The 20,956-nt window shown below is 69.1% G+C and carries 18 protein-coding genes and 1 pseudogene; 8 read left to right on the forward strand and 11 right to left on the reverse strand.

Going from position 1 to position 20,956, the window contains the following annotated elements:
- Positions 1-191 precede the first annotated feature (191 nt).
- Both ACIBQ1_RS07770 and ACIBQ1_RS07775 read left to right on the forward strand, forming a co-directional pair.
- On the forward strand, positions 192-605 hold the full coding sequence (locus ACIBQ1_RS07770) for a hypothetical protein (RefSeq protein ID WP_397275356.1): 414 nt from the start codon (positions 192-194) through the stop codon (positions 603-605).
- Between the two features lie 133 nt (positions 606-738).
- The gene (locus ACIBQ1_RS07775) at positions 739-1,122 is read left to right on the forward strand and encodes a hypothetical protein (RefSeq protein ID WP_397275562.1); all 384 of its coding nucleotides are present in this window, start codon (positions 739-741) and stop codon (positions 1,120-1,122) included.
- Positions 1,123-1,682: 560 nt separating this feature from the next.
- On the opposite strand, the pseudogene ACIBQ1_RS07780 reads toward ACIBQ1_RS07775, so the two are convergent.
- From ACIBQ1_RS07780 to ACIBQ1_RS07805, 6 genes and pseudogenes are all read right to left on the reverse strand, one after another.
- Positions 1,683-1,766, reverse strand: a pseudogene (locus ACIBQ1_RS07780) (hypothetical protein); the annotation flags it as partial.
- Positions 1,726-2,742 carry a hypothetical protein gene (locus tag ACIBQ1_RS07785; RefSeq protein WP_397275357.1) on the reverse strand — a complete coding sequence of 339 codons (1,017 nt, stop codon included), beginning with the start codon at positions 2,740-2,742 and terminating at the stop codon, positions 1,726-1,728. The pseudogene ACIBQ1_RS07780 and the gene ACIBQ1_RS07785, both read right to left, overlap by 41 nt.
- Positions 2,649-3,023: a hypothetical protein gene (locus tag ACIBQ1_RS07790; RefSeq protein ID WP_397275358.1), complete on the reverse strand. Its 375-nt coding sequence runs from the start codon at positions 3,021-3,023 to the stop codon at positions 2,649-2,651. The genes ACIBQ1_RS07785 and ACIBQ1_RS07790 overlap by 94 nt, the downstream gene beginning before the upstream one ends.
- Positions 3,024-3,026: 3 nt before the next feature.
- The gene (locus ACIBQ1_RS07795; protein ID WP_397275360.1) at positions 3,027-3,557 is read right to left on the reverse strand and encodes an RICIN domain-containing protein; all 531 of its coding nucleotides are present in this window, start codon (positions 3,555-3,557) and stop codon (positions 3,027-3,029) included.
- Between the two features lie 153 nt (positions 3,558-3,710).
- Positions 3,711-4,406, reverse strand: a complete 696-nt coding sequence (locus ACIBQ1_RS07800; RefSeq protein WP_397275362.1) for a tetratricopeptide repeat protein — start codon at positions 4,404-4,406, stop codon at positions 3,711-3,713.
- A gap of 835 nt (positions 4,407-5,241) precedes the next feature.
- Positions 5,242-5,595 carry a hypothetical protein gene (locus ACIBQ1_RS07805; protein ID WP_397275364.1) on the reverse strand — a complete coding sequence of 118 codons (354 nt, stop codon included), beginning with the start codon at positions 5,593-5,595 and terminating at the stop codon, positions 5,242-5,244.
- Positions 5,596-6,453: 858 nt separating this feature from the next.
- Here ACIBQ1_RS07805 and ACIBQ1_RS07810 point away from each other — a divergent pair.
- A complete protein-coding gene (locus tag ACIBQ1_RS07810) occupies positions 6,454-10,137 on the forward strand; it encodes a helix-turn-helix domain-containing protein (RefSeq protein WP_397275366.1) in 3,684 nt (1,227 codons plus the stop codon).
- Between the two features lie 162 nt (positions 10,138-10,299).
- Here ACIBQ1_RS07810 and ACIBQ1_RS07815 read toward each other — a convergent pair whose 3' ends face one another.
- From ACIBQ1_RS07815 to ACIBQ1_RS07825, 3 genes are all read right to left on the reverse strand, one after another.
- Positions 10,300-10,791, reverse strand: coding sequence for an RICIN domain-containing protein (locus tag ACIBQ1_RS07815; RefSeq protein WP_397275368.1), 492 nt, complete (start codon positions 10,789-10,791; stop codon positions 10,300-10,302).
- A 233-nt stretch (positions 10,792-11,024) separates the two neighbouring features.
- On the reverse strand, positions 11,025-11,207 hold the full coding sequence (locus tag ACIBQ1_RS07820) for a hypothetical protein (protein WP_397275370.1): 183 nt from the start codon (positions 11,205-11,207) through the stop codon (positions 11,025-11,027).
- Between the two features lie 148 nt (positions 11,208-11,355).
- Complete coding sequence (locus ACIBQ1_RS07825; protein ID WP_397275372.1) at positions 11,356-12,828, reverse strand: FAD-dependent oxidoreductase; 1,473 nt, start codon at positions 12,826-12,828, stop codon at positions 11,356-11,358.
- A 98-nt stretch (positions 12,829-12,926) separates the two neighbouring features.
- Here ACIBQ1_RS07825 and ACIBQ1_RS07830 point away from each other — a divergent pair, with 98 nt between their 5' ends.
- The gene (locus ACIBQ1_RS07830; protein WP_397275373.1) at positions 12,927-13,535 is read left to right on the forward strand and encodes a TetR/AcrR family transcriptional regulator; all 609 of its coding nucleotides are present in this window, start codon (positions 12,927-12,929) and stop codon (positions 13,533-13,535) included.
- Between the two features lie 171 nt (positions 13,536-13,706).
- On the opposite strand, the gene ACIBQ1_RS07835 is transcribed toward ACIBQ1_RS07830, so the two are convergent.
- On the reverse strand, positions 13,707-14,279 hold the full coding sequence (locus ACIBQ1_RS07835; protein ID WP_397275375.1) for a TetR/AcrR family transcriptional regulator: 573 nt from the start codon (positions 14,277-14,279) through the stop codon (positions 13,707-13,709).
- 77 nt (positions 14,280-14,356) lie between these two features.
- On the opposite strand from ACIBQ1_RS07835, the gene ACIBQ1_RS07840 reads away from it, so the two are divergent.
- Both ACIBQ1_RS07840 and ACIBQ1_RS07845 read left to right on the forward strand, forming a co-directional pair.
- Positions 14,357-16,006, forward strand: coding sequence for an FAD-dependent oxidoreductase (locus tag ACIBQ1_RS07840; protein ID WP_397275376.1), 1,650 nt, complete (start codon positions 14,357-14,359; stop codon positions 16,004-16,006).
- Positions 16,007-16,096: 90 nt separating this feature from the next.
- Positions 16,097-17,530, forward strand: coding sequence for an ATP-binding protein (locus tag ACIBQ1_RS07845; RefSeq protein WP_397275378.1), 1,434 nt, complete (start codon positions 16,097-16,099; stop codon positions 17,528-17,530).
- A 227-nt stretch (positions 17,531-17,757) separates the two neighbouring features.
- On the opposite strand, the gene ACIBQ1_RS07850 is transcribed toward ACIBQ1_RS07845, so the two are convergent.
- Positions 17,758-18,786: an ROK family protein gene (locus ACIBQ1_RS07850; RefSeq protein WP_397275380.1), complete on the reverse strand. Its 1,029-nt coding sequence runs from the start codon at positions 18,784-18,786 to the stop codon at positions 17,758-17,760.
- Between the two features lie 73 nt (positions 18,787-18,859).
- Between ACIBQ1_RS07850 and ACIBQ1_RS07855 the strand changes: the two genes are divergently transcribed.
- Together ACIBQ1_RS07855 and ACIBQ1_RS07860 are read left to right on the forward strand one after the other, a co-directional pair.
- Positions 18,860-20,038, forward strand: coding sequence for an MFS transporter (locus ACIBQ1_RS07855; protein WP_397275382.1), 1,179 nt, complete (start codon positions 18,860-18,862; stop codon positions 20,036-20,038).
- The gene (locus ACIBQ1_RS07860; RefSeq protein ID WP_397275384.1) at positions 20,025-20,942 is read left to right on the forward strand and encodes an aminoglycoside phosphotransferase family protein; all 918 of its coding nucleotides are present in this window, start codon (positions 20,025-20,027) and stop codon (positions 20,940-20,942) included. Before ACIBQ1_RS07855 ends, ACIBQ1_RS07860 begins: the two co-directional genes overlap by 14 nt.
- Positions 20,943-20,956: the final 14 nt, after the last annotated feature.

Below are 20,956 nucleotides of genomic sequence, written 5' to 3' on the forward strand. Positions count from 1 at the left end.
AGCCCCGATTCAGATTACAGTCCGATCGATCGGTCACTCTTTTCCCTGTCGAACTCGGAGAACAGATGAAGGGCAGAGCAACACGCCACTCACGGGGAGGCTTGGTGTGGTCGGGTCCGCGGTTGCCGCCGACCCGCCGGACGGGCCTGATCAGGAGTACTCGACTTATTGACCAGTAGTGGAAGAAGCAGATGATCAATAGCTCTGAATCAAGCAGTCGCAGGGCCACCTCACACGCTCTGGAGGATCATCTGGCGGAATGGTCGCTGCAGACCGGGATCAGGGTGGAGATATGGGCTCTGCCGAAACGGCCGCTTCCCGCCCTCATCACCGAGATCGTCCATGGCACGATCCGTGACGTTCTGCAGGAGGTGGAACGGCAGGCACAGGCCCGTACCGTCTCCATTGCCCTCACCGTGGCTCCCCGCGGGCTGCGCTTGACCGTCAGCGATGACGGTCTCGGTATGTCGGCCGAGGCGTATGAGGCCAATCTGAGCGGCAGACGGGTCGCGCTGGCAGGAATAGGCGGCGGCCTCACCGTCAATGGCGTACAAGGAGAAGGCACCACGGTGAGCGCCACAGTACCCCGAAGGGCCCTCGGCTAGTTTTGGGCCAGGGCGATTCACTTCGCGTGCCACTGAACTGGTCTCAACAAATCCTCAACACAAGCTCAACGCATGAGTTCCTATCGTCCATGGCATCGATCGGTTCAGGCGAAGGGGGAACGACATGGGGCACATGGTCAAGACACTCGGGGCGCTGGCGGTCGCGGGCGCAATGGGGGCGGCCCTGCTGAGCGGATCGGCCGCGGCGTCGGCCGCCACGCTGCCCGGGTGCGGCGCACCGCGTCCGGTCAACGTCGACGACGGCTCGGGTGTCATGAAGGGCTCGTTCAACCTCAAGACCGCTCCGTACGCCGCGTGCGGGAACGTCACCAAGCTCCACGCGAACCAGGTCCTGTACTTCCACTGCTGGACGCGGAACAAGTACGGCAAGTACTGGGTGTACGCCCGCGTCAAGGGCACCGGGACGTACGGCTGGATGAGCAAGGACAACCTGCGCAACATCAGGAACACCCAGATGCAGGACTGCAGCGTCGAGGAACACCGCGACTTCATCTGACGGGCCGGATGGGCTGGGGCGGGCAGGCCCGCCCCAGCCGCTTGCCGCTGGAAACCGCCAGGAGTCGGCACACGGACGTGTATGGCTCGCTGACGTCGGCCGGGGCCTTCATCGGTGGCGGGGTCTGTTCGCCGCGTTCCAGCCAGGCCAGAGCGGCGCGCATGGGCCGATGTGATGGTGCAGTGTGACAGCCGTGTCCTCATCGACCCGCCCGCGAGCGTGGCCGAACAGCGTCTGGATGCCCTCGACTCCGACCACCTCACTGGTTGCTCCGGTATTCCCCGAGGCCCTACTAGCTGGGGGCACATCGTGAACGGTTCGATGCCGGGCAGGTGGCGGGACCATTCACCGGCGGTGGGCGTACGACCGGCGCGCACGCACAGGGTCGCGGCCACGTGCCGCTCGTCCACGTCGTGCACACGGATCGTGCCGTCGGAGGCGACGATGTGGAGTTTGGTGCCGTCCGCAGAGAATGCCACCCACCCGCCGTCGGCGCCGTCCGCCGCCTGCTTGCCGTCGAGGACGAGGCCCAGCGGTCGCCGGCTCGGCACGTCCCAGAGACGTACGCGCGAGCCCTGCTCGGACGTCGCGATCGTGCGCCCATCAGGCGACCAGGCCAGCCTGGTGGCCTCGCTGCCCGGCACCGTGGGGAACTCGGCGATCCGGCTCCTGATATCGCCGTCCCACAGGGTGAGCCGACCGGGCCCGGAGAAGGCCACCTGCCGGCCGTCCAGGCTGAAGGCGAAGGCGCCGGCGAGCTGCCCGGTGCCCGGCGCGGGAGGCTGGGTGACGGCCTTCGCCGGATCGATGAGCTGGAGCGGGTTTACGGTCACGAGCAGCCGTCCGTCGGGGCGGAAGGCGAGGTCGTTCGCGCCCGTCCCGGTCTCCGCTCGTTGAGATCCGCGTTCGAGGTCCCACACTTCGACGCGACCGTGCTCGCCGGAGCGTGACACGGCCAGCGTGCGCCCGTCCGGGCTGAACGCCGGCGCCTGGGCGCCCTGCTCGCGGTCGCCCCCCAGCTTGAGCCGAACCGACACCTTGTACCCGGTCAGATCCACGATGTGGACCGTGTCGCCGACGGCCAGGGCGAGCCGCCAGCGTGAGGTCCTTGTGCGCGGTGGCGGCCCACTGGAGCGTCCGGTCGAGTGCCGAGCCGTGCAGTAGGTCGGCCGGTCTTCTGCCGTGCTCATTCCACAGCGCGGCCGCCTCGGCGAGTCGCCGGTGGACGGGCAGCCCTTCGCGGTTGCCCGCCACCCGGTCGCGCAGCCGGGGCCAGGCGTGCAGGAGGCCGGGTGTGGCCAGTTCGTACGCGGCACCGGACCGCGTGACCAGGCCCGCGGCGCCGAACACGGTGAGCATCGCGTCCACGGCCTGCGAGTCCGGCAGCTCGTCCCTGCCGACGGGCCGGAGTTCGTCGCCGTCGATCATCCGCAGGGACACCTCGGGCACGGTCGCCCGCTCGGCCTCGGTCAGCTCGCCGTAGAGCTCCTCCGCGATCGCGCCCAGGTCGGGCTCGGGCCGTCCGGTCAGGGCACCCGCCTGCGTAAGGCCGCGTTCGAGCAGGTCGTCGCCGCGGCGGAGCGGCGCCTCGCCGCCGCGCCCCAGCAGCCGCAGCAGCACCTCCCCGGCGGCCGGGCGCTCCGTGGATCCCGGGCAAGCGCTGCGGCCACCAGCGCATCCAGGGGCTCAGGCAGGCCGCACACGTCCGGCTCGAACTCCATCACCCGCCCGATGACGGAGACCGGATCCCCCGCCTCGATCACGTCCTTGCCCCGGGCCGCGAACAGCACCACCATCTCCCACGCCCACAGGTCGGCCGCCTCGCTCGCGCCCCGCCCCGAGAACACCTCCGGCGGCATGTATCCGGGGGTGCCCATGATCGGCCCGCTCGTCGTCGGCACCGCTTAGCCGACGATGGTGATCTCCCAGGCCTGCTCGCTCGCTCCCTTCTTGCACGGCCACTGGATGGCGGACTTGCCCTTGCGGGCTTGGCCGCCACCGATCGCCAGGCACATCTGGGTCGCGCCGTTCATGAAGTGATACGCCCGGAGTTCGTCCTCCGGGATGCCCTTGACCCGCAGCAGCCGCTTGGGCTTCCAGCGCTGCGCCCACCCGCCGTTGCACGGCCACTGGATGGCGGACTTACCTTTGCGCGCTTCGCCGCGGCCGATCGCCAGGCACATCCCGGTGGCGACATTGGCCAGGTACCCGTCGGACGACATCATCCAGCGCTGCGCTGGAGAGTGGATGCATGGCCACTGGATGGCGGACTTGCCCTTGCGCGCTTCGCCGCGGCCGATCGCCAGGCACATCCCGGTGGCGAGGTTCTTGAGCTCGACGACGGATCCGCTGGATCCGGTGGCTGCCTGGGCGGGAACCGCCAGCAGGCCACCGGCCAGTGTGACACCGGCCAGAAGTGTGATCGCTGTACGCATTGTTTCGTCCTCTCTTGGGTTGTTGGGGAGCCAGGCCGAACCCCAGTTCGGGGACGTACTTATAGACAGTGGTGCGGCTGACCCCGAGCAGGCGCGATGGAGGAGCCAGGGTTCTCCGGTCGAGTGAGCAGGTCGCGGGCGTGCCGGACCTGCTCAGGGGCCATCGCTGACAGTCGGCCGAGGCGCTGGCCGTGATCGGCGTGCTTCCTCGTCGCGGCCGAGCACCGAGACGACGACGTCGAGGCCGGCCAGGGAATGGGCAAGGCCGGCGCGGTGCCGCTCAGGGGATGCCGTGGCCAGCTCCCGGTGAATGGTTACCGCCTCTTCCGCCAGGGACAGCGCGTCGGCCGGCAGGCCGCGTTCGGCCAGGGTCACGCCGAGATCGACGAGCACCTCTGCGAGGTCGGCCAGGTAACGGTCGGGGAAGGCCGCGGCCAGGCGCCGGTATACGGCTACCGCTTCCTGCTCGGCGCTCAGGGCGTCGGCCGGCCGGTCCAGCTCCGCCAGAGTCGTCCCAAGGTTGATGAGGGCATCGGCGAGGTCGGCCAGGTAACGGTCGGGGGAGGTCGCGGCCAGGCGCCGGTAGACAGAGACTGCTTCCTGCTCGGCGTTCAACGCCTCGCCATGCCGGTCGAGCTCGGAGAGGGTCACGCCGAGACTGGTCAGACAGGTGGCGAGCTCGGACAGGTAGAGCTCGGGAGAGACTGCGGCCAGCCGTCGGTAGATGGCGATGGCCTCTCGCTCGGTGCTCAGGGCGTCGGTCGCGCGGTCCAACTCCCCGAGATGCACCGATTCCATGAGCAACCGAGCCCGCCTGCTCCCGTCGCCCTCGTCCGCGATTTCCGCCACAGCTCGTCTCTCCATTCGACATCGGGTGGCAACCGTTGCGGTGCCGCTCTTTCAGACGCGGTGGGTGCGGCTTGGACGGGTTTGGGCCTACGCACACTGTGAGCGGATCCGTGACGGCCTCGCGCCTCAAACCAGAACCCGAACCGGGATCCGATGAAAGCGATACGAGCGCCCTACCGATGAGCGGACTCGTGCCATCCCTCCCATACGACGTAATCCGCGTCTGGCACATCACCGTGGACTGGAGTGCCGATCTGTTTCCAGCGTCATGACGGTGATGTAGCGGCCGGGTCGATCGCGTGGACTCGGCTGTGCCTCCACCGGCCACATCGGCTACACGGCCTATTCGCACCCCTCGTGGGACTTACCAAAGTTGCGGAGCGGGACCTCAGATCATCGTTGGCGCGCTCCCATCGGCTGCATAACCGGGCAACCTTTGTGGCGACTGGTAGGACAGCGGCCCCTCCCGTAAGCAAACCTGTACCGCGGTATCAGCAGCTCTTCACCCCGTCGAACCGCTGATGTCCCTTGCCCCAGACCCAGTGGGAGCTCCTTCCTGGGGCAACGTTCGCGCATGGGCTGTCGGGCCCAAAGGCGACGATTACCTTGACGCGCACCCAGTATGAGCAGTGGTTGCTCACGGTTACGGCGGAGGAGTGCCAGGTGGGATTCCACCTCCGTACCTTGGCGCATCCAGGTACGAGCGCCTGCGCCCTCGACTCGACTACAGCCGTTGATGTGGCGGCCACCGCTGTGGCTGGGTTGCTCAGCAGCGTAAGCGCCAGCGCTGTTCCGGCAAGGCCGGCAAGCACTCGGGAATTGGAGGAAACGTTCATCAGCATCTCCTGAGTCCGTCGAAGCTTTGGTGGCCTCGTGCCCAGCGCCAGGTCTTCTGGCCGCCGCCCCTATTGACGATCAGGCACGGGCTGTCAGGTCCCCAAGCGTTGATCACCTTGAAGTGGACCTGATACGAGCAGTTGCTGTAGACGGTGACCGCCTTGCCAGTGATGCTGGGGCGCCACTCCACTGCAACTACGCACGACGGGACCGGAGCCTGTTGAACAGCGGTCGCAGCCGCCGCCGGCGTGGCGGTCGCCGTGGCGGAAGCCAAAGCGACGAGGGTTGCGAGGCCCAGTGTGGAGATGCTGCGACTCACGGCGTTGTGCATCATCGTCTCCTTACGGAACACGTTCTCCTCCCTTTCTGCAGACGGCTGCGTGAACCGTAGGACCTGACATGTTGAGTAATTGTTGAGAGCTCGTTGAGCGCCCACGCTCCCGGCCGAGGGGCCCAACCCGCCCTGGCGAACAAGGTCTTGCAGTCGCCGAAGCTCGCTAGCTAGCGGGGCACCCTTTCACAGATCACCTCTCGTGAAGTGCAAAGGCTCCCCGCTCGGTACGGGGAGCGGTACTCAGATCCTCTGCAGAAATCGGCGCTCAGTCCTCGCCCCTTGATCGAACCCGCGGACCATCCGCGGTGGCCGGCAGGGTCAGGGCGGTCACGACTACTGGGGCGCTCCTGGAGCTCGTGCGCATGGATGTCCTTTCAGAGGTGGTCGATCAACGGAGAACGAGATCACGAGACTGGTCGCGATCATCAGCAGTCACTGATCCCGATCCGTGGGCAGACCGGGACAGGTCACACGTCCGTGTGCCGGCTCCCGGCGGTCCCAGCGGCAAGCGGTGCCGTGACCGCTTGTCCGCCGAGGCCTGTGGCACCAGGATCGTGGCGGCAAGATTGTTCGGCACCCCTCATCAGACAGGCAAACAATGCATTTCCCGGCGCATGAATCCGCTCCGCGCCTCCCCAACCGGTGGCAGCGGCTCCTGACACCGACCGACCTTCCGGCGGGCTCTTGCCACTGGGCATGTGCGTGTCGCTCACGCGCGCGGGCATTCGGGTCTGCGACGCACGCGATCGGCGAGCCGGGGGTCAACAGGTGATGTGATCAGCGAGCGCATCTGAACCGTCTTCGTCGTCCAATGAAAGGAGTTCCATAACGGTGGTGGGCCGTCGTGAAAGTCCGGTGGACCCGACAGCGGGACCGGTGCAACGCTTTGCCTCCGAGTTACGCAAGCTGCGCCAGGAGGCGGGCGGCCTGACCTATCGGGCCATGGCCAAGCGGGCGGGTTATTCGGTCACCACGCTGTCGCAGGCGGCGGCGGGTGAGCGGCTGGCTTCGCTGCCCGTCGTCCTCGCCTTCGTGGAAGCATGCGGCGCAGACGTCTCCGAATGGGAGCGCCGCTGGCAGCGGGTCGCTCATGAATTGGCCCGCGAGAGGGCGGACGATGACGGTGCCGCCGGGCCGTACCTGGGCCTGGCCTCCTACGACACGCACGATTCCGGTCGTTTCTTCGGACGGGATCGGCTCGTCGCCGAATTGCACGAGCTGCTTGGCCGGCATCGTTTCGCCGCGGTGTTCGGCTCTTCGGGCAGCGGCAAGTCGTCCCTGTTGCGCGCCGGGCTCGTGCCCGCCGCACGCGGGGAGACGACGCCCACGGGCGAACCCCTCGGGCAGAGCCGGATACTCACACCAGGCGAGCACCCGATGCGGCACGCCGACCGGCTCCTCCCTGGCGAGGGCGACTCCGACACGCTGATCGTGGTCGACCAGTTCGAGGAGGTGTTCACGCTCTGCCAGGACCAGCGCGAGCGTGGGCAGTTCATCGACCTGCTGCTCAGCGCGCGGCAACCGCAGAGCCGGATGAGAGTGGTGATAGCGGTGCGCGCCGACTTCTACGGGCGATGCGCCGAGCACCGCGAGCTCACCGCGGCCCTGCGTGAGGCCAACCTGCTGGTGGGGCCGATGCAACCGGACGAGCTCAGGGAAGCGATAGTGCAGCCGGCCATGGCCGAGGGTTTGACCGTGGAGCGAGCGCTGACTGCCGAGATCGTCGCCGACGTCGCCGACGAGCCCGGGGCGCTTCCGCTGATGTCGCACGCGCTGCGGGAGGTCTGGCGCCGCCGTACGGGCAAGATGCTGACCTTGGACGCCTACGAGAGCGTGGGCAGGGTCCACGGGGCGATCAGCCATACCGCGGAGGAGCTGTACGCCGGCCTGTCGCAGGAACAGGCGAGGATCGCCCGGCGGATCCTGCTCAGGCTGATCCAACCAGGCGAGCAGGCCCAGGACACCCGCCGTCCCGCTGACCGGGCTGAGCTGGACCCGTACGGGGAGGCGGACACCGCGCTGGTCATCGAGCACCTGGCCAGGGCCAGGCTGCTCACGCTGCACCAGGACACCGTGGAGATCGCGCACGAGGCCTTGATCGAGTCGTGGCCGCGACTGCGTGGATGGGTGGACGAAGGACGCGATCGCCTGCGCACACATCGGCAGTTGACCAACGCGGCCGAAGCCTGGGAGGCGCATGGCCGGGACGCCGGGCTCCTCTACCGGGGCACCCGCCTGGCCGTCGTCGACAAGCTGTTCATCGAGCCGCGTGACCGCGACGACCTCACACCCCTGGAACGGAACTTCGTTGACGCGAGCGCGGCACTGGCCCGGCGCACATCCCAGAGGCGGGTCGCCGTCTCGGCCGTTCTGGTGGTCTTGCTGGTCGCCTCCATGGTCGCGGCGGGAGTCGCCATCCGGCAGGCGGGCCTGGCCGACGATCGGCTGGAGGAGGCGACGGCCCGGCTGGCCGCCAGGCGCGCGGACACCCTGCGGATGAGCGACCCGAAGCTGGCCCGCCGACTGAGCGCAGCGGCCTGGCGGATCGCCCCGGTCCCCGAGGCCAAGAGCGAGCTGATCGACTCGATGGCGCTGCCCTTGGTGGACGTCGTCACCGCCCCGTACAGCGCGACGGACTTGGGGCATGGGCTCAGCGTGGATGGCACCAAACTGGCCGTCTACACACCTGGTCCGGCGGTCCAGCCGGGCGCACTGCACGTGCTCGACCTGGCCACGAAGAAGGAGGTCGCGAGCGCCAAATGGACGGGGCAACCTGTCTCGGAAGTGGTGTGGAGTCCTGACGGCCGTACGCTGGCGGTGGACGACGGGACCAACGCACAGCTGTGGACCGTCGGCGCCGGAGGCCTGACGGACCTCGGCGTGGCCTTCCCCCGCCTCGACCCTACGAAGTTCAGCCCGGACGGGCGCTTTCTCATCGGGGTCCGCGATGGGATGAACGAAGCCTTGAGCATCGCGGACCGGACACGAGCGCTCGACGAGCCGGTCAGTGCCATCAGCCCGGACGGCCGGCTGGCCCTGGTCATCCAGGCGCAGGCCAAGAAATCGACGAGCACCCCATCGCGCCCCGACAGCACAGCGAACTCGGGGCGGAAGGTGGAGCTCTGGGACATCAAGAAGCGAAAGCCGCTCCGGGCCCCCCGTCTACCGGAAACCACCACGGAAGGCGTGTTCAGCCCAGACGGGAAGCACCTGGCCGTCTCGACCGGCGACGGTGTCCGGCTGTGGGACATCTCCTCGGGCAAGGAGGTCCTGAGCCCGCTGCTTCCACCTGCGGAACGTGTGGAGTTCAGCCCCGACGGCCGATTCCTGGCCGGGACGCGGGATGGAGGATGGGTGGTCCTGTGGCGGGTGGACGACGGCACACTGCTGCTGAGCTCCTCGGTTCTCTCCGGCGCTGTGGGAGCCCATCCCCGTATCTCGCCGGATGGCCGGTTCCTCCGGGTGATCGGCCGGTTCGGCACAGTGAACGTCCTGGACATCTCCCCCTACACCCGCCCCGAGGTGCTCGCTCCGGGAAGCGACAAGCGGTTGTTCAGCCCTGACGGCCGCCTCCTGGTGACGGCCAATCGCCGAAAAGGCAGGACGGAGGTGCGCATTTGGGATGTCGCCGCGCGGAAACCCGTGAGCGGCCCGCTACCCATCGACGATCTCCCGGAAAACGACCCTGCGGAGACGGCCTACTCCCCGGTGTTCAGCCCCGATGGGCGCACGCTTGCGCTCGCCCACCCCGCGTCCCCCGTGGTGACCTTGTGGGACGCCACGAACGGCCGCAACATCGGCGTATTGCGCGTCCGGAGACCAGGAGCCGTCGGAGTCTTGTCCATGGTCTTCTCCCCCGACGGCAGAACCGTCGCGGTGGCCCCCCTCTTCGCGAACCCGGATAACGAAGAGGGGCTCGACGGCCTGGAAGTCAACGACCTGGAGTTGTGGGACGTGAGAGCCAGAAGATGGATCCGCACCGTCTCCGATGCGGGATCAGGGGTTCTGATCTTCGAGCCGGACGGGCGCCGGATGCTCGTGGACGGATCCAGCAAGGGGCGAATCCTGGTCGATACGGCCATCGGAGCGATACGCCAGCACCCATCCGACGCCCGCGCCGAGGGAGAGATTCTCTTCATCGAGAACATGGCCGCGATCGGCGACGACAACGGGCGTTTGACGTTCTGGGACAGAAGGTTGCGCAGGCCCCTGGCCCCGCCGCAGAGCGCGCACACGGCATCGATCATGGCTCTTGTCCCTTACCCGCATGGCGGGCTACTCGCCACCGTCGCCCGCGAAGGCGATCTTGGCATCCAGCTATGGGACTGGCGCGGGTATCAGCGGATGGCCGCACCGATCAGCTTCAACACCCCGTCCGTACCGGCCGTGGCATTCAACCGGACCGCTCTCCTCGTCTCATCCACCGACGGGGCATTGCGTGAGATCATCGTCGATCCCGGCACCGCCACCGCCGTGATCTGTCGCCGGGATGGCGGCCTGTCCCCTGCCGAGTGGCAACAACACATCCCAGAACTGGCCTATCAAAAGACCTGTCAATGACGATTCTCTGGGAGAAGCTGCGGCCGTTTCTCTCAAGGGTCCGCAGTTATCGAGCGTGACTCTTGGTAGTCATTCGTGTGTGGCAAGTAAGGCACGCGACGGAGGGAGGACGTAAATGCCGTCGCCGAGGAGATGCGGGGCCGCCTCTGAGCTCCATGGGCCTCAGCTGACGCCGTGTGTCTCCCACTCCTGGGAGGCGCTGTTCAGGCAGGGCCAGGCGATCATCTTGGCGCCGCGGGCGCGCGTACCGTTCGGGACCGCCAGGCAGCCCTTGTAGCCGGCGTTCTGCAGGTTGGACGCCCCCCAGACCATCCAGATGTCCCGGGTGGTGCCGGTGCACGGCAGTTGGCGGATCGGCGCGCCCTTTCCTGGCTTGTTGATGGCGAGGCACATGTTGGAGGCGGCGTTGATGTACTGCCCGCCGTTAAAGTCGTCGTAAGGGTTGAAGTACCACTTCTGACTGTTGCTGCCGTTGCAGGGCCACTGGATGATGCGGGCCCCGAACTTCTTCGTGCCATTGGGGACGGCCAGGCACTGGCCGGTGCGGGAGTTGACGATGCGGTAGGCCGAGGCCTGCTTGGCCTGGGCGGCCGGCGCGGGGACGAGGGTGAGGGCGATCGACGCGGCGCCCGCGGCTGCCAGTAAGGTTCGCATGCGCTCAATGTGCGGCGTGCCGTGTTGAGGCGGTGTTGAGAAAGCGTTGAGCGACGCCTTATCATCACAGGCCCAAAGGGGTGGGCGGACGGGTTCAAATCCCACCACCACCGCCACTACGAAGAACCTTCGACCTGAACCAGCAGGTCGGAGGCCTTTCGTCTGTCAGATTCCGGACGCGACAGCGAACGTGTGACGCATACACGATCGCCAAGCGCTTCAAGAATGCACTTTCAACAGTCGTCCGAGATGTGCAGGCCAGCCCGGGCCTTGTTCAGCGCCTCGACGACGTTCTCGGGCGGAGCCACGTTCGTCACGAGGGCGTTCACGCTGTCGAAGGAGCACAGCAGGACAGGGGCGGACATCGAGAACTTGGTATCGTCCACAAGGAGGATGATCTCGTCGGCGATGTCCATAGCGCCCGTTTCGTGGGACGTTCGATGTCGGTGGCCACGTACACGCCACGGGCGTCTACGGCGGCGGCGCCCATGAAGAACCCTCCCGAGCGGCAACCCGCACACCAGTCCAGCTCGCACCCTCACTTCCCGGATTCGCGAAGGGTTCTCAGGCCGTCTGCTTCCGCGCTCCGCTGAACGGCAGCGTCCCCATGGGGTGTTCGGCGGTGCCGGTGATGTTGTCGCCGTCGATGGTTGCCTCGCACGGCATGGTGCCGGGGATCGGTTCCTCGACTGCGACTCGGATACGGAGTTTGCCCTCTGTGTCGAAGTACGCGCTGTCGAGTGGCGTGCCGTCCAGCGCGCCTGCGAGACCGTCGTGGGTTGCCTGCAGCGACAGCTCAGCGGGGCGGGTGCCGCCGGGGACCTCGAAGGCAATCTGCCAGGTGCCGGTCGCGGCGCGGATGCGGCGGTAGTCGGCGGCACCCTCGATGTAGCGGCGGTGCTCCTCGGCGTGGTCGGGGGCGAGGTGCTCGATGTCGTCCGTACCGATGCCGAAGAAGGCACGGGTGGCGCGGTTCGAGGAGGCGGCGAGGCCGCCGGCGCGGGCCTGCATGACGGGCTCGTACCGCCGCAGGGCGTCGTCGAGAGTGGGCTCCTCGGCGATGGCGTGCGCCAGCTCGACGGCGTCCAGCAGGGCCAGGTTGACGCCGTGGCCGCCGAACGGGCCCATGGCGTGGGCTGCGTCGCCGAGGAGGGTGACACCTCGTGTGCGCTCCCAGGCCGGCGGGGCGGGCATGAACCAGATGGCGCGGTCGATGTACTCCTCGCTCTCGGTGAGGAACGGCAGCAGCTCGGGCACCCAGCCGTCGAACTGCTTCAGCAGATAGGCGTGCACGGCGGCGCGGTCGTCCATGCGCACACCCGCCTGGGCTGCCCAGTCGTGGTCGGTGCGCATCGCGACGTAACCGCGGATGACGCCATTGCTGTTGCGCTGGGCGATGATCGCGTTGCCGTCGTCGCCGCGGACGAAGAGATGCCCGCGGTCGACCAGTTGGGCTACGGCCGGGTGCCGCCGGGCGGCATCGTCGTAGCGGACATCCAGGAACGAGACGCCTGAGTATTCGGGCCCGCCGTCGCTGACCAGCGGCCGCACCTTGGACCAGACGCCGTCGGCGCCGATGACGAGGTCCGCCTCGACGGTGGCGCCGTTCGCGAACTCGAGCCGATGCCGGCCGTCCCCGGCCGGAGCGGCGGCCACAAGCTTGTGGCCCCAGCGAACCGAGGCGGGATCCACGTGCGCGGCGATGAGCGCGCGCAGCTGCCCGCGGTCGATCTCGGGCGCGGCCGTGTCGCCTTCCTCCGGCTCAAAGGTGCCGGTGACAGCGCCGTGCCGGTCCATATTGCGCTTGCTCTGGTCCTCCACGCGGGCCACGGCCATGAACGCGTCGAGCAGCCCGGCGTCGGTGAGGGCGATCTGCCCGGTGTCGGCGTGCAGGTCGAGCGAGCCGCCGGCGTCGCGGGCGTCGGCGGTGGCATCGGCGTCGTAGACCGTGACGTCGATGCCGTGCCGCTGCAGCATGCGAGCGGCGATGAGGCCGCCGGGGCCGGCGCCGACGATGGCGATGTTCGGGGAAATCATGGTGGAGCCCTCCTGGCTACAGCCAATCAATCGACCGATTGGCTTCTACTCTCGAAGCTAACCAATCGATCGATTGATAGTCAAGCTAGGATGTCCGTATGTCTACGACCTCGGGCCGAGCCCGCCGCAGCGGCGCGCAGACCCGCGACGAGATCCGCAGGGTCGCGATGCGGCTGTTCACGGAGCGTGGTTTCGATGCCACCAGCACCCGCGATATCGCGGCTGATCTTGGCATTAACCAGTCCTCGCTCTACTACCACTTCAAGAGCAAGGACGAGATCGTCGCGAGCCTGATGCAGTCCCGCCGCGAGGAGGTGGAGGAGTTCGTGACGTGGCTGAAAGCCCAGCCGCGCACGCCGGACCTCCTCCGCACGGCGGCGTTGCGCTGGCTGGACGCGACGACGGAGGAACACATCCACGCCCAGCGCCTGGCGCTGGGCAGCCAGGCCGCCTCACAGCGGCGCTTCCGCGGCGGCGAGAACAGCGTCCCGGTGGCCTTCGAGGAGGTCATCGCGCACTTCGTGGACAAGGACACGCCGCCGGAGGAGGCGCTCTACGTCCGTACTCTGTTCAATGCGGTCGGCTCGGTCATCATGGCGACCTTCGGGCGGGAGACGGCCCCGGCGGACATCCTGGCGGCGGCGCGGCGGGTGGTGATGGCGATGACGTCATATGAAGGCGGGAGCGGGGGCAGGGAAGAGAGCTGAGCGGGGGCGCGAGCCAAGCGCGGGCGAAGGGGCGAGCGGGCGCGACACGTGCCAGGACGCCTTGAGGCTCTGCGAGTCGATGATCCCGGCCGTGGGCTTCGCCTTCTTCCCGGCGCCCTTGCGGGCCGGCTCGCGCAGCGCGTCGTGCAAAGTGCGCTTCTGCAGCAGCCGTCAGTTACGCACCAGCGTGCGCACGATCGCGGCGGCCCAGGCCTCGTCCGCCTCCGGGAGCTCGACGAAGTAGGACAGGTTCGCCCGGTGGAAGCAGGCGCCCATGAGCATCGACGCGGCGGCGCCGGCGTCGATCCCCGCATCGAGCCGGCCGCCGCGCTGCTCGGCCCGGAGGATCTCGGCCAGCGCCAGGATCGGCAGGTGCGGGCCCATGTCGTTCGCGGCCAGCATGCCCCTGAACCCCGCCATGAGCGTCGGGTCGGCCAGCACGCCGGAGGCGATGCCCACGGCCTTGGCGTAGAACTCCAGCGCCGTCAGCGCGAACTCGGTGAGGTTGCCCGTCAGGTCGCCCTGCCCGGTGCTCGCCCGCAGCCGCGTCAGCGCGGGGCCGAGCGCGGGCAGCCGCTCCAGCAGGACCGCGAGGAAAAGCGCCTCTTTACCGGCGAAGTGCTTGTAGAGCAACGCCTCGGAGCAGCCGGCCTGCTGGGCGATACGCTTGGTGGTGGCACCCGCGATGCCGAACTCCCGAATTGCCTGCTCAGCGGCGTCGACGATGCGATCGCGTGTACCCATCCGACCATGATATGAGCGAGCGCTTACTGACTCCCCCGCGCATGACATGCTTCCTGTAGGACGAGTGGGGAGAAGACATGGACAAGCCGGTCATCGTTACAGTTGATGACGATCCGGGCGTCTCGCGGGCGGTGGCCCGCGACCTGAGACGTCGCTATGGCCAGGAATACCGGATTGTCCGCGCCGAGGCGGCCCGGGACGGCATCGAGGCGGTCCGGGAGATGCGGCTGCGGGGTGACGAGGTGGCGGCCATCCTGGCCGACTACCGCATGCCGCAGATGAACGGCGTGGAGTTCCTTGAGGCCGCCATGGACATGTATCCGTACGCGCGCAGGGTGTTGCTGACCGCCTACGCCGACACCGACGCCGCGATTCAGGCGATCAACGTGGTCGACCTGGACCATTACCTGCTCAAGCCGTGGGACCCGCCGGAGGAGAAGTTCTACCCCGTGATCGACGGGCAGCTCGACGCCTGGATGCGCACGGACCGGGTCGAGCGGTCCGAGCTGCGGGTGGTGGGCGACCGGTGGTCGGCCCAGTCGTACAAGGTGCGTGATTTCCTGGCCCGCAACCACGTGCCGTACCGGTGGATGTTGTCGGAGGACCCGGAGGGCGCGCAACTGGTGAAGGCGGCCGGCGAGGGCTGCCACCTGCCGCTCGTGGTGACCGCCGACGGCGCCACGCTGGAGTCGCCCGACCAGGCCACGCTGGCGGCGGCGGTGGGCCTGTCGACCACGCCGGCCACCGACTTCTACGACCTGATCGTGGTGGGCGGCGGGCCCGCCGGGCTCGGCGCGGCCGTCTACGGCGCTTCGGAGGGGCTGAAGACCGTGCTGGTCGAGGCCTACTCCTCGGGCGGCCAGGCAGGACAGAGCTCCAGGATCGAGAACTACCTGGGCTTCCCCGACGGCGTCTCCGGGCAGCAGCTCGCGGACCGGGCGCGCAGGCAGGCGCTGAAGTTCGGGGCGGAGCTGCTGACCGCGCGCAAGGTGGTCTCGCTGGAGCCGCGCGGGCAGGCGCGGGTGATCGGGTTCCAGGACGGCGGGGAGATCGCCGCGCACGCGGTCATCCTGGCGACCGGCGTCACCTACCGCCGGCTGGACGCGCCGGGGCTCGACGACTTCACCGGCCGGGGCGTCTTCTACGGCGCCGCCCTGACCGAGGCGCCGTCCTGCCAGGACACCGACGTGTACATCGTGGGCGCGGCCAACTCGGCCGGGCAGGCGGCCGTCTACCTGGCGGGATTCGCGAGCAAGGTCAACTTGTTGGTGAGGGGTGACGGTTTGGAGAAGTCCATGTCGCACTACCTCATCGAGCAGATCGCCGCGATCCCCAACATCGAGGTGCACCTCCAGACGGAGGTCGCCAGCGGCGACGGCGACGGCCACCTGGAGCGCCTGACGCTCTCGACCAAGGGCGAGACCCGCACGGTCGACGCCCAGTGGTTGTTCGTGTTCATCGGCGCCGAGCCGTACACGTCGTGGCTGGGCGAGACGGTCGAGCGCGACGAGAAGGGGTTCGTGCTGACCGGGCCCGACCTGGTACAGGGCGGGAAGCGGCCGCGTAACTGGCCGCTGCGGCGCGAGCCGTACTTCCTGGAGACGAACGTGCCCGGGGTGCTGGCCGCGGGTGACGTACGCGCCGACTCGATCAAGAGAGTGGCCTCCGCCGTCGGCGAAGGCGCGATGGCCGTCGCGCTCGTGCATCGGTACTTGGAGAAGCAATGACCAACACGGAGCGAACCCGACGCAGTGAGCGGAGTGGAGGGCCGATGAACGAGGCACTCCGCGGAGCGAATGAGGAGCGGTGAGCGACCAATGAACATCGACATCGATGAACTGCGCAAACTGTTCCTCTTCGAGCGGCTGAACGACGAGCAGCTCACCAAGCTCGCCAACAGCGGGCAGGTGCGGACGTTCGGCGCGGACGAGGTGATCCTCCAGCAGGGCGAGCCGGCCGACTGCTTCGCGGTGCTGCTCGAGGGCGAGATGCAGATGATCAGTGAGACGGTCAGCGCCGGGACCGTGGCGATGCCCCGTACGTCGCAACCCGGTGTCTACGGGGGCGCCACCAGCGCCTACCTCGGTGACCGGGCGCCGCAGACGTACCAGCACACGCTGCGCACGACCGCGCCGACGCGGATGTTCCTGCTGCCGGCCAGGAAGTTCGCCTACATCGTGGCCGAGTGGTTCCCCATGGCGATGCACCTGCTCGACGGCATGCTGTCGGGCGGGCGGATGCAGCGGGAGATCATCGACCGGCGGCAGCGGCTGACCGCGCTCGGCACGATCACGGCCGGGCTCACGCACGAGCTGAACAACCCGGCCGCGGCTGCGGTGCGCGCCGCGAGCGAGCTGCGCTCGCTGCTCAGGACCTCGCGGCTGCAGCTCGCCCAGCTCGCCGAGGAGGGCATCCCGCCGGAGAAGCTGCGCACGCTGATCGAGTGGCAGGAGTCCTGCACGGCCAACCTGGGCAAGCGGCCCGAGCTCTCCCCGCTGGAGATCTCCGACGCCGAGGACGAGCTGAGCGACGCGATGGAGGAGCTGGGCATCGAGGACCCGTGGGACCTGGCCCCCGCGCTGGTCAACGCCGGGTTCACGCCCGAGGCGCTGGAGAAGATCCGCGGCAAGGTGGGCGAGGAGCGCGTGCCCTCCGCGGTGCAGTGGCTGGCCAAGGCGATCGAGATCTCCCAGATGCTCAACGAGGTGACCGAGGCCACCGAGCGCATCACGTCGCTGATCAGCTCGGCCAAGCAGTACTCCCAGATGGACCGGGCGCCGTTCCAGCAGGCCGACGTGCACGACCTGCTCGACAGCACGGTCGCGATCTTCCGCGGGAAGATCCCCCCGGGCATCAGCGTGGTCACCGACTACGACCGCACGCTGCCGCCCATCCCCTGCTACGCGGGCGAGCTCAACCAGGTCTGGACGAACCTCATCCACAACGCGCTCGACGCGATGGGCGACCAGGGCGCGCTCACGATCCGCACGGCGCACGACGAGGACGAGGCGATCATCGAGATCGGCGACACCGGGCCCGGCGTCCCCGAGGCGCTCAAGGACCGGATCTTCGAGCCGTTCTTCACGACGAAGAGCGTGGGTCAGGGCACCGGTCTCGGCCTGGACATCTCGTACCGGATCGTGGCCGGACGGCACGGCGGGGAGATCAAGGTGCGCTCGGTTCCGGGCGAGACCTGGTTCGAGGTACGGCTGCCGCTCCGGGAGCCGGTGCCCGCCGTCTCCGTGACCTGACTCTTGTCACTTCATGTAATGGTTGACCGAAATGCGGGAAGGAGGCGTGCCGGCGAGCGCGTCCGAGACGGGCGTTCGTGTCGATCCCGGCGGGCTACGACGCCGGCCCGCCGATCACGCCGACCGACGCCATCCTGTCGGGGCTCACCACGGCCGCCGCGCACACCGTCGATCCCGCCTGCACGGTCACGCCGCCGGACGCGCCGGGCGTCGGCGCCGCTTCGCCGTCAGCCGAAGATGTGGTCGCGGGCCAGGTCCAGGGCGGTCAGCACGGCGCCCTGGAGTATCGCGTTGCCCGTGACCGTGCTGGCGCGGACCTCCGTGGGCGCCGGGCCCAGGGCACGCAGGTGGCCGGCCACCCGCTCGGCCAGCTCGGCCCCGCCCGCGTGGCCCGTCGTCCCGCCGAGGACGACGAGGCCGGGGTCGAGGAGGGTGGCGAAGGCGAAGGCGCCCCTGGCGATCCGCCGGGCCAGCTCGTCGCGGTCGAGGCGCGCTCTGACCTCGGGGTCCACCTGCTCGCAGAAGGCCACACCGCCCACTTCCAGGAACCCGATTTCCCCCGCGCCGCCCGACGCCCCCCGGCGGAGCCGGCCTCCGAGCACGACCGCCGCCCCCACGCCGTCGTCCAGCCAGAGCAGCACGAAGTCCTCGCTCCCCGCCGCGGCCCCGGTGCGCGACTCGGCGATGGCGGCGAGGTTGACCTCGTTCTCCAGGATCACCGGCGCGCCCAGTCGCTCGCGTACGGACGCCATCATGCCGCGCCGCCAGCCGGGCACGTCGTTGGACGACACCAGCTCCCCGTCACGCGGGTTGACCAGCCCCGGAGCGCCGACCACGACCGTGTCGAGCGCGCGCTCGCCCGCGGCGTCCCTGACCACGCTCACGATGAGGCCCGCCAGGTCGGTCCGCGCCGCGCCGCCGAGCGTCGCCGCGGCCTCGCAGACCACCCGCCCGGTGATGTCGGCGACCGTGACGTTCACGGCATCGCGCCGGAGGTCCACTCCCGCCACGTGAGCCCGATCCGCCACCAGGCCGTACAGGCGCGCGTTCGGCCCTCGCCGGTCCTCGCCGTACTCCCCCGTGACCTCGATGAGCCCGGCCTCCATGAGGCGCTCGATCAGGTCGGACACGGTGGGCCTGGACAGCCCGGTCAGCGTGCGGAGCTGGGGGGCGGTCAGCGGCCCGTGCTCCAGGAGCAGGTCGAGGGCCAGCCGGTCGTTGATCGCACGAGCCAGGGCGGGGGTGGCGGTCTTCACGGTCCTCATAATAATCAGGGACCCTGCCTAAAACCTATTTCCATCAGGAAGCCTGCCTGATAATTTGCGGAACATGAGCCCTCACCGCGCCATCGTGGTCGTCTTCGCCGCGCACGGCGCCGTCGCCGGCAGCCTGTCCACCCGCATCCCCTGGATCCAGGAGCACCTGCAGCTCAGCCCCGGCACCCTCGGTCTCGCACTGCTGTGCCCGGCGATCGGCGCCTTCGTGGGCATGCCGATGGCCGGCCGCCTCGCCTACCGCTTCGGCAACCGCGCCGCCACGCGCGCCCTCCTCGCGCTGTGGTGCGCGAGCCTGACGTTGCCCGCTCTCTCGCCGTCGCCCATCTGGCTGTTCGGGGCTTACCTGCTGTTCGGGGCGGCGGCAGGCATGTGCGACGTCGCGATGAACGCGTACGCCGTCTTGCTCGAACGGCGCCTGGGCCGCTCGATCATGTCGGGGCTGCACGGCATGTGGGCCGTCGGCAGCCTGGCCGGCGGCGGCATCGGCGCCCTGGCCGCCCACGCGGGCATCGACGCCAGGATCCACCTCGCGGCCATGTCACTCGCGTTACTCGTCCTCGGCGGGCCGGCCGGCCGCGGCCTGCTCCCCGACAGCGGGTTGACAGGTTCCGCCCGCCTGGCCGACGCACCCGCGCCGCGGCGTTTCGCGCTCCCCACACGCGGGATCCTGGCCATCGGGCTGGTGGGGTTCTGCGCGACCTTCGTGGAAGGCGCCAGCTCCAACTGGACCGCCGTCTACCTCATCTCGGTCACCGACGCCGATCCCGGGCCCGCTGCCACCGGGTACACCGTCTTCATGCTCTGCATGGCGGGCGCGCGACTGCTGGGCGACCACGTCATCCACCGGCTCGGCCCGGTGACGGCCGTCAGGACGGGCGGTGCCGTGGCGGCCGTGGGCGGCGCCCTCGTGGTCGCGGCCCGCACACCGGCACTCGGGATCACCGGGTTCGCCCTGATCGGGCTGGGGGTGGCGGTGATCATGCCGCTCGTGATCGCGGCGGCGGGCAACGCGGGCAAAAATCCGAGCGAGGGCGTGGCCGGGGTGGCTACGATCACATACCTGTCGGGCCTGGTCGCCCCGGCCGTGACGGGCTGGGTCGCGGGCGGACTCGGCTACCCCGCCGCGTTCGCGATGATCACCGGCGTGGCCGTGCTGCTGGCGTTGCTCGCCCCGGTCCTGCGCCCCTCCCCCGTCTCTCACCCTGAAGGAACCGTCCGTGTCGACGCCTGACCCCGAAGACCCGCAGATCGACGAGGCCCTCGTGCGCCGCCTGCTGGCGGCGCAGCTCCCCCGGTGGGCCGATCTGCCCGTCTCCCCCGTGCCGCGGTCCGGGTTGGACAACGCGACGTTCCGGCTCGGCACGGACATGTCCGTACGATTGCCCCGCTATCGCCGGTGGGTCGGGCAGGTGGAGCGCGAGCACGAATGGCTGCCGCGACTCGCCCCGCACCTGCCACTGCCGATCTCCGAGCCGCTCGCGAAAGGCGAGCCCGGCGAGGGCTACCCGTTCCCCTGGTCGGTCTACCGGTGGCTGCCGGGCGAGACGACGGAAGACCTCGCCGATCCCGTCGAGGCGGCCAAGGAACTGGCCGGGTTCGTCAGCGCGCTGCAGCGGATCGACGCCACCGGCGGCCCCGGCCCTTCGTGGAGCAACGCGTTCCGTGGCGTGCCGATGGGCGACGAGCGGGACTCGCTGGCTGTTGAGGCCCGCGTACGCCCCAAGATCGAAGCGCTACGCGGGATCGTGGACGCCGGCGCGGTGACGGCCGTGTGGGAGGCGGCCCTGGCGGCCCCCGCCTGGGACGGCCCGCCGGTGTGGGTCCACGGCGACCTCGCACCCGGCAACCTCCTGACCATTGACGGCAGGCTGAGCGCCGTCATCGACTTCGGCACGCTCGCCGTCGGAGATCCCGCCGTGGACCTGCTGCCCGCGTGGAAGCTCCTGCCTCCGGCGGCACGGGACGTCTACCGGGAGACGCTCGGAGTGGACGACGCGACGTGGGCGCGGGGGCGCGGCTGGGGGCTCGCAGCGTCACTGCCCGTGCCCGACGACCCGTTCTACGCCGATCCCGTACGCGCCGAGACCGCCCTGCGGCACCTGGAGGAGATCATCGCCGACTTCCGCACCACCTGAAACCCTGGCAGCGT

It is taken from the genome of Nonomuraea sp. NPDC050153, assembly GCF_044460125.1.
Lineage (GTDB): Bacteria > Actinomycetota > Actinomycetes > Streptosporangiales > Streptosporangiaceae > Nonomuraea.